Origin of the sequence: Methylocucumis oryzae, from assembly GCF_000963695.1 — a bacterium.
Classification (GTDB): Bacteria; Pseudomonadota; Gammaproteobacteria; order Methylococcales; family Methylomonadaceae; genus Methylovulum; species Methylovulum oryzae.
On sequence record NZ_LAJX01000279.1, the window covers coordinates 1 to 6,482 of the forward strand.

Here is a 6,482-nt window from a genome sequence, read left to right on the forward strand (position 1 = left end):
ATAACGTATTTGCGTAAGCTATTTGATTATCAAAACGTGTGTTTAAAAGACGCAGCCACTAGCGAACTAGACGCACAAGTACATTTAAAAATTGCCGAGGTGACGAAAAAAGCCCATCAACTCATGGAACAATGCTTAGATGAAGTACTAAATATGGAGGGTTGGGATAGAAATAGTTTATCTATGCCTGAAACGACAACTCGTAAGCGTATTGAACAATAAAACACATCTTCTGAATGGTTTTGGATAAGGTACGCAATGCGTACCTTACTAAAAACGACTATGATGGGACAATGTCCTGTCCCTACAGTAAGTTGGTAGCGCTAAAAATAAATACATAGCACATGCTGTCATTGTCGGTTTACTCACCGAAGGGGCTTGATTTTCGCGTTTATAACAAGCCACCATTGTGTTGTTCCCAACAAAATATTAAATAAACCTGTGTTATTTCTGACAAATTTTAAGTGGTTATCAAAAATAAAATAAATAACCACTTAATTATCAAATAGTTAAATAAAATTAAACTTGGCATGGCCTATGCATTAGTCTCGATACGAATGCAACTATCGAGGTCACTACCATGCAATTACCAGTTTTAAATGAAGCGCCGGTGAAAAGCGGTTGCTCTGCGAGTTCCTGCGGTACTAACGAAAGTCAAATGGACGCTTTACCTGACTCGATTCGGGAAAAAGTGCAAAACCACCCTTGTTATTCTGAAGATGCGCATCACTATTTTGCCAGAATGCATGTAGCCGTTGCGCCAGCCTGTAATATCCAATGTCATTATTGTAACCGTAAATACGATTGCTCTAACGAATCACGTCCAGGCGTCGTATCTGAATTGTTAACGCCCGATCAAGCCGTCAAGAAAACCATGGCCGTTGCGGCCACTATTCCACAAATGACCGTATTAGGTATCGCCGGTCCCGGTGACCCTTTAGCTAATCCTGAACGTACATTTGAAACCTTCCGCCGTTTAAGTCAAGAAGCGCCGGATATTAAATTATGCGTGTCCACGAATGGCTTAGCACTGCCAGAAGCTGTGGAAGAATTGTCTAAACACAATATCGACCATGTCACGATTACCATTAACTGCGTAGACCCCGAAATCGGCGCCAAGATTTATCCGTGGATATACTGGGAAAATCGCCGCATTAAAGGCAAAAAAGCCGCCAAAATCCTGATTGAGCAACAACAAAAAGGTTTGGAAATGCTGATTGCTAAAGGGATTTTAGTCAAAGTTAACTCAGTAATGATTCCAGGTATTAACGACAAGCATTTAGCTGAAGTCAGTCGAGTGGTTAAATCCAAAGGCGCGTTTTTACACAATGTAATGCCGTTAATCGCTGAAGCCGAGCATGGCACGTTCTATGGCGTCATGGGGCAGCGTGGGCCTACACCGGATGAATTACAAGACTTACAAGATGCATGTTCTGGCGATATGAACATGATGCGTCATTGCCGTCAATGCCGTGCGGATGCGGTTGGTTTACTAGGTGAAGACCGTGGCGATGAATTCACGATGGATAAAATCGAAGCAATGGAAATTGATTACCAAGCGGCGATGGAAAAACGCAAAGTCATTCATCAAGCGATTCAAGAAGAAATGGATAGCAAACGCCAGCAAAAACATGAAGTCGCAATTAAACATCAAGCTGAGCCTAAGTTAACCACACGTCCGGTGTTAATGGCGGTAGCAACGAGTGGTCAAGGCGTGATTAACGTGCATTTCGGTCATGCCAAAGAGTTCTTAATTTACGAAGCTTCGCCAGAAGGCGTGCGTTTCATTAGTCACCGCAAGACCGATCAATACTGCGGTGGTGATAGCACCTGCGGCGATGGTGAAAGCGTATTGCAAAGAACGGTGCGTTCACTAGAAGGTTGTGAAGCGGTGTTATGTTCTAAAGTCGGTTACGAGCCTTGGGATATGTTAGAGAAAGCCGGCATTATGCCAAATGGCGATCATGGCATGGAGCCAATCGAGGAAGCTGTCATGGCTGTTTATAAGGAGATGGCCGCCGCAGGTAAATTAGACGAAAAGTCAGAGGCGGCTAGAGCGACCGGTTAAAGTTGTTCATGTGTTAGGTGAGGGTGTGTTCGGGTTGCAGCGAAGTCTGCAACCCGCTTTTTTGGACAAGCTGTTAGGGCATGTCGCAGGTAAGTTGTGGGTAATAATCTGCCCCCACAAGCTACGCGCAATTTGTCTTAGCTAAGGAGTCCGTCATGGCCGTTAAAATTGTAGAGTCGTGTGTCAACTGTTATGCCTGTGAGCCTGTCTGTCCCAGCAAGGCTATTTTTTTTAGGCAAAAAACATTTTGTTGTTAATCCGAATAAATGCACAGAATGTGAAGGAGACTATCCGGTGTTCCAATGTGCAAGTATTTGCCCTATTGAAGGTGCGATACTTAACTCATTGGGCGAAGAAATTAACCCACCTGGCTCATTAACAGGTATTCCACCTGAAAAAATGGCTGAGGCCATGGCTGAATTGAGGGCGCATTAGGAGTAGACATGGCAACGGTTTATTTCTATGAAAAGCCTGGTTGTGTTAGCAATACCCGGCAAAAAAAAATGTTAGCGGCAGCTGGACATAAGGTTATCGCTAAAAACTTGTTAACTGAAGCGTGGCAAGCAGAGCAATTACGCGCATTTTTTGGCAAGCTGCCGGTAACCAATTGGTTTAACTACAGTGCGCCTATGATAAAGCTAGGCCATGTGCAACCTGAGCTATTATCAGAGACACAAGCGCTAGCGTTAATGGTGGATACACCGCTGTTAATACGCAGACCACTAATGCAAGTAGGCCATGAGCGACTAGCGGGTTTTGACCAGGAATTGGTTGATACCTGGATAGGGTTAACTGAAATCAAACCTGAATACGATTTGGAAGCCTGTCCTAAAATGCTAGCACAAGCTAGCTGCGGTTATGATTAGGCAACCACTGTTCAACGCAAACGGCTTACCGCAAGCGATTGCGTTAAGCGAACGTGTACACTGGGTAGGTGCATTAGACCCTACCCTGCGCACGTTTGATATTATTTTAAAAACGGCGAACGGTACGACTTACAACGCCTATGTCGTGCGTGGCAGCGAAGGTGTGGCTGTGATTGATACCGTTAAACAAAACTTCGCTGATGAGTTTTTTGCCAGATTAGAATCGGTTGCACGTTATGACGAAATAAAAGTTATTGTCTTAAACCATTTAGAACCCGACCATACCGGCGCATTACCAGAGTTAATGCGACGTGCGCCCAAAGCCTGTGTGTTTATCTCGCAAAAAGCTCAAGCGATGCTAAAAGCACTCTTGAAGCAAGATGAGTTTGAATTTACTCCTGTACTTACTGGCGATACCGTCTCATTAGGTGACCGTCAGCTTGAATTCTTACATACCCCTTATCTGCATTGGCCTGATACGCAATGCACCTACTTGCCGGAAGAAAAGATTTTATTCTCCGGCGATGTCTTTGGTTGTCATTTCTGTGACAACCGGTTGTTTAACGATGAAGTCGGCGATTTCCGCTTTTCGTTTGAATACTACTACGCCCACATCATGCGGCCTTTTAAAGACTATGTTGCACGCGCGTTGTCGTTAATTGAACCGTTATTACCTTTAACAGCCATTTTACCCGCACATGGCCCTTTGTTACGTGACCAACCCCAGCGCTATGTGCAACGTTATCGGGAACTCACAGGTAATGCCTTGCCAAGCGAAATCAGTGGCAATGAAAAAACCTTATTAATTTTCTTCATCAGCTCTTATGGCAATACCAAACGCATGGCCGAAGCAATATTTGATGGTGCCGCAGGGGTTGATAACGTCAGAGTCTCGTTATACGACTTAGAAGGCAGTGAAGTAGCGCCGTTTGTCGATTTAATTGAAGATGCTGACGCTATTTTATTTGGCACGCCAACGATTAACGGTGATGCAGTAAAACCCGTGTGGGATTTACTGTCGTCGCTCACCGTGATTAACCTAAAGTCTAAACTAGGCGGAGTATTCGGCTCTTATGGCTGGTCTGGTGAAGGCGTCAGAATGGTTGAAGATCGTTTGCGTGGCTTAAAACTACGCGTCCCATTTCCTGGGCTGCGTATTAAATTAATTCCTACCGACGAGGAAATACAACAATGCCGACAATTCGGGCAAGACATAGCCGAAGATTTAGTCGGTATTAGGCCAGCGCGGATTATAGATATTGCCGAGCTGGGCTGAGCTTTTTAACACCCAAGGAGAACAACATGGCTAAAGCAACGATAACCTTTGAAGACATCAATGTGACTGTTACCGCGCCTGCTGGAACGCGCATCATAGAAATATCAGAAAAAGTTGGTTCTGGTATTACCTATGGCTGCCGGGAAGGTGATTGTGGCACCTGCATTATGAAAGTGACTGAAGGTTGGAATAATCTAACCGAACCATCCGTATTAGAAGACAAAGTATTGCGCGAAAACATGGCAGGCAAACATAATCGACTCGCTTGTCAAGCCCAGATTTTAGGCGGCGTGATAAAAGTTAAACCCGTTTAATTATTAAATATAAAGAGGTCAATCATGGCAATCGTTACATTTTCAAGTCCAGAATACCGCGATAAAACTGTTTACGCGGTAGCTGGCAGTCACACCCAAACCTTATTAAAACTGGCACGGGAAAATAAAATACCCATTAACTTTGAATGCGAAGATGGTGAATGCGGCACTTGTGCAGTTAAAGTCACCAGCGTAGACAAAAAAATTGGTCGTATGGGTGGGCCATTAACTGAAAAAGAAAAATCAGTATTGCACGCAGCAGGCAAGCTCAGCAAAGCCGAAGCCGAGCAAATGATAGTCGATGATTTACCGTCACCCTGGCGCTTAGCGTGCCAAATGATAGTGCGCGACGAAGATATATTGGTCGAATACTAATGGCCAGCGTTCTGCAACCTAAAGACAACCGGGAGTCGCTACTGGCATGGTTAAGCCCATGCGGCTTTAGCAGTCCTAACCACGAGTGGTTTAGCTGTATGCTTGCGAGTTGGTATGACGGTCAAGGTGTACTACCGGATTATTTAGGCTTGCAGAACGCTGAATTCGAGGCGATGCAACAGCATTTTTTTCCACATTGCACGTTATCGCATGACGCAGCCTCAGCGGTTCAGCTTGATGCGACGCGTATGTTAGAAAAAGAAGATTTAATTAATTTACTTAAACAATATCGCCGTGACGACAATATTGAAACCGATTGGGTCATTGCGCTATTAGTGGCTGCGTGTTTAGGCAATGACCATTTATGGCAAGACTTAGGTTTATGGTCAAGAACACAAATTAAGCGCTTTACTGGCTTATAATTTTCCAGAGTTAGCGGCAAAAAATGCTAAGGATATGAAATGGAAAAAGTTTTTATACAAACAATTATGCGAAGCCGAAGGCATTTATATCTGCCGCGCACCATCTTGTGAAGTGTGTATTGATTATCCTAAGTGTTTTGGGCCTGAATAATCGTCTTGCGCTAATAAATCTTGGGCATAAAAAGCAACGAAATTTAGTTTTAAGAGTTTGCCTTCCTTTTTTCACAGGCCAAGCTGCTACACTAGCATCGGCATTAAGACGTTTTAACGCCTGTTTGTATCAGCTCTACTTTTATGATTTTTTTCAATGTTTTCAACATATTGAAAAATCTCAAACAACTCGTCATCAGTCGCCTTATATTCACGACTAATACAATACTGATTACCTTCCAGAACTATAAAATTCCAAACCAAACCAATCACAAACAGTCCATAAATCGGTAGTTTATTGTCATTTTTTTCCCTAGCAACTAACATCGCAGCCAAAACTTGTGCATCCGGCGAGCCTTGATTTTCAATACTGCGTTTATATTCATGTAAACAAAAGAGTGGCAGTCCAGGATCACGAAAGCCAGTCGCAATCATGCCGTCAACCACGCCGGACAACTCATAATCACCTACCACACCCGATAAATTGCGTTCTAAAAAGTAGCCGATTTCCTCGTCATCAATATCCGCAATCATAATCACTGGGCTGATAAATTTATTTTCCAGTTCTACTTCATTCCATGCCCGTCCACCTCGTATTAAGGTTTTTTGCAGTTTAAGCAAAGCTTCTTTTTCAGCCACTGTAATATCTGCTGCACCGGCTTCCCATTTCTGCATCAAAACAGAATCCCACGTTTGCTTAAGTGCAAATGCATTATCGAGTTCAGTTAATGTCCATTGTTTGAAAGTGCCGGTTTTCATAATTTTTTGCAGCGCTAAAAAACTTAAAGCCTAGTTTAACTTTATTTAAGGCATAAAAAAACCCGCCTCGATATAACGAGGCGGGTTTAGGGAAAGGTGCTTGGCAATTCCCTACTTTCGCATGGCAAACTGCCACACTATCATCGGCGCTAAACGGTTTCACTTCCGAGTTCGGGATGGGATCGGGTGGTTCACGTTCGCTATGGTCACCAAGCAAAACTAGTTGTGTTTAGGTCGTTGTGGTTATTTTTG

The 6,482-nt window shown here is 43.6% G+C and carries 10 protein-coding genes and 1 rRNA gene; 9 read left to right on the forward strand and 2 right to left on the reverse strand.

Going from position 1 to position 6,482, the window contains the following annotated elements; genetic code table 11:
• From VZ94_RS26215 to VZ94_RS31220, 9 genes are all read left to right on the forward strand, one after another.
• The coding region (locus tag VZ94_RS26215; RefSeq protein WP_045780575.1) for a hypothetical protein at positions 1–222 on the forward strand (222 nt) is incomplete at its 5' end.
• Positions 223–580: 358 nt separating this feature from the next.
• Positions 581–2,068: a nitrogenase cofactor biosynthesis protein NifB gene (gene nifB / locus VZ94_RS19980; protein ID WP_045780576.1), complete on the forward strand. Its 1,488-nt coding sequence runs from the start codon at positions 581–583 to the stop codon at positions 2,066–2,068.
• Positions 2,069–2,260: 192 nt separating this feature from the next.
• On the forward strand, positions 2,261–2,503 hold the full coding sequence (locus VZ94_RS19985) for a 4Fe-4S dicluster domain-containing protein (RefSeq protein ID WP_239650108.1): 243 nt from the start codon (positions 2,261–2,263) through the stop codon (positions 2,501–2,503).
• 8 nt (positions 2,504–2,511) lie between these two features.
• Positions 2,512–2,934, forward strand: coding sequence for an ArsC/Spx/MgsR family protein (locus tag VZ94_RS19990; protein WP_045780577.1), 423 nt, complete (start codon positions 2,512–2,514; stop codon positions 2,932–2,934).
• Positions 2,927–4,210 carry an FprA family A-type flavoprotein gene (locus VZ94_RS19995; RefSeq protein WP_045780578.1) on the forward strand — a complete coding sequence of 428 codons (1,284 nt, stop codon included), beginning with the start codon at positions 2,927–2,929 and terminating at the stop codon, positions 4,208–4,210. Before VZ94_RS19990 ends, VZ94_RS19995 begins: the two co-directional genes overlap by 8 nt.
• Positions 4,211–4,236: 26 nt before the next feature.
• Complete coding sequence (locus VZ94_RS20000) at positions 4,237–4,524, forward strand: 2Fe-2S iron-sulfur cluster-binding protein (protein WP_045780579.1); 288 nt, start codon at positions 4,237–4,239, stop codon at positions 4,522–4,524.
• 24 nt (positions 4,525–4,548) lie between these two features.
• Complete coding sequence (locus VZ94_RS20005; RefSeq protein ID WP_045780580.1) at positions 4,549–4,899, forward strand: 2Fe-2S iron-sulfur cluster-binding protein; 351 nt, start codon at positions 4,549–4,551, stop codon at positions 4,897–4,899.
• Positions 4,899–5,321, forward strand: a complete 423-nt coding sequence (locus tag VZ94_RS31215) for a nitrogen fixation protein NifQ (RefSeq protein WP_275575337.1) — start codon at positions 4,899–4,901, stop codon at positions 5,319–5,321. The genes VZ94_RS20005 and VZ94_RS31215 overlap by 1 nt, the downstream gene beginning before the upstream one ends.
• A complete protein-coding gene (locus VZ94_RS31220) occupies positions 5,311–5,472 on the forward strand; it encodes a nitrogen fixation protein NifQ (RefSeq protein ID WP_275575338.1) in 162 nt (53 codons plus the stop codon). The genes VZ94_RS31215 and VZ94_RS31220 overlap by 11 nt, the downstream gene beginning before the upstream one ends.
• 113 nt (positions 5,473–5,585) lie before the next feature.
• Here the strand turns inward: VZ94_RS31220 and VZ94_RS20015 are convergent, their stop codons facing one another.
• Entirely contained in the window at positions 5,586–6,230 is a 645-nt protein-coding gene (locus VZ94_RS20015; protein WP_045780581.1) for a hypothetical protein, read from the reverse strand.
• 98 nt (positions 6,231–6,328) lie between these two features.
• Positions 6,329–6,444: ribosomal RNA gene (gene rrf, locus VZ94_RS20020) — 5S ribosomal RNA — on the reverse strand.
• Between the last annotated feature and the right edge of the window lie 38 nt (positions 6,445–6,482).

Bases quoted from the DNA above. Each gene is read 5' to 3' on its own strand.
- VZ94_RS31215 (WP_275575337.1), top strand. From the start codon at position 4,899: ATGGCCAGCGTTCTGCAACCTAAAGACAACCGGGAGTCGCTACTGGCA.
- VZ94_RS19985 (WP_239650108.1), top strand. From the start codon at position 2,261: ATGCCTGTGAGCCTGTCTGTCCCAGCAAGGCTATTTTTTTTAGGCAAA.
- VZ94_RS19995 (WP_045780578.1), top strand. From the start codon at position 2,927: ATGATTAGGCAACCACTGTTCAACGCAAACGGCTTACCGCAAGCGATT.
- VZ94_RS20005 (WP_045780580.1), top strand. From the start codon at position 4,549: ATGGCAATCGTTACATTTTCAAGTCCAGAATACCGCGATAAAACTGTT.
- VZ94_RS20000 (WP_045780579.1), top strand. From the start codon at position 4,237: ATGGCTAAAGCAACGATAACCTTTGAAGACATCAATGTGACTGTTACC.
- nifB (WP_045780576.1), top strand. From the start codon at position 581: ATGCAATTACCAGTTTTAAATGAAGCGCCGGTGAAAAGCGGTTGCTCT.
- VZ94_RS19990 (WP_045780577.1), top strand. From the start codon at position 2,512: ATGGCAACGGTTTATTTCTATGAAAAGCCTGGTTGTGTTAGCAATACC.
- VZ94_RS20015 (WP_045780581.1), bottom strand. From the start codon at position 6,230: ATGAAAACCGGCACTTTCAAACAATGGACATTAACTGAACTCGATAAT.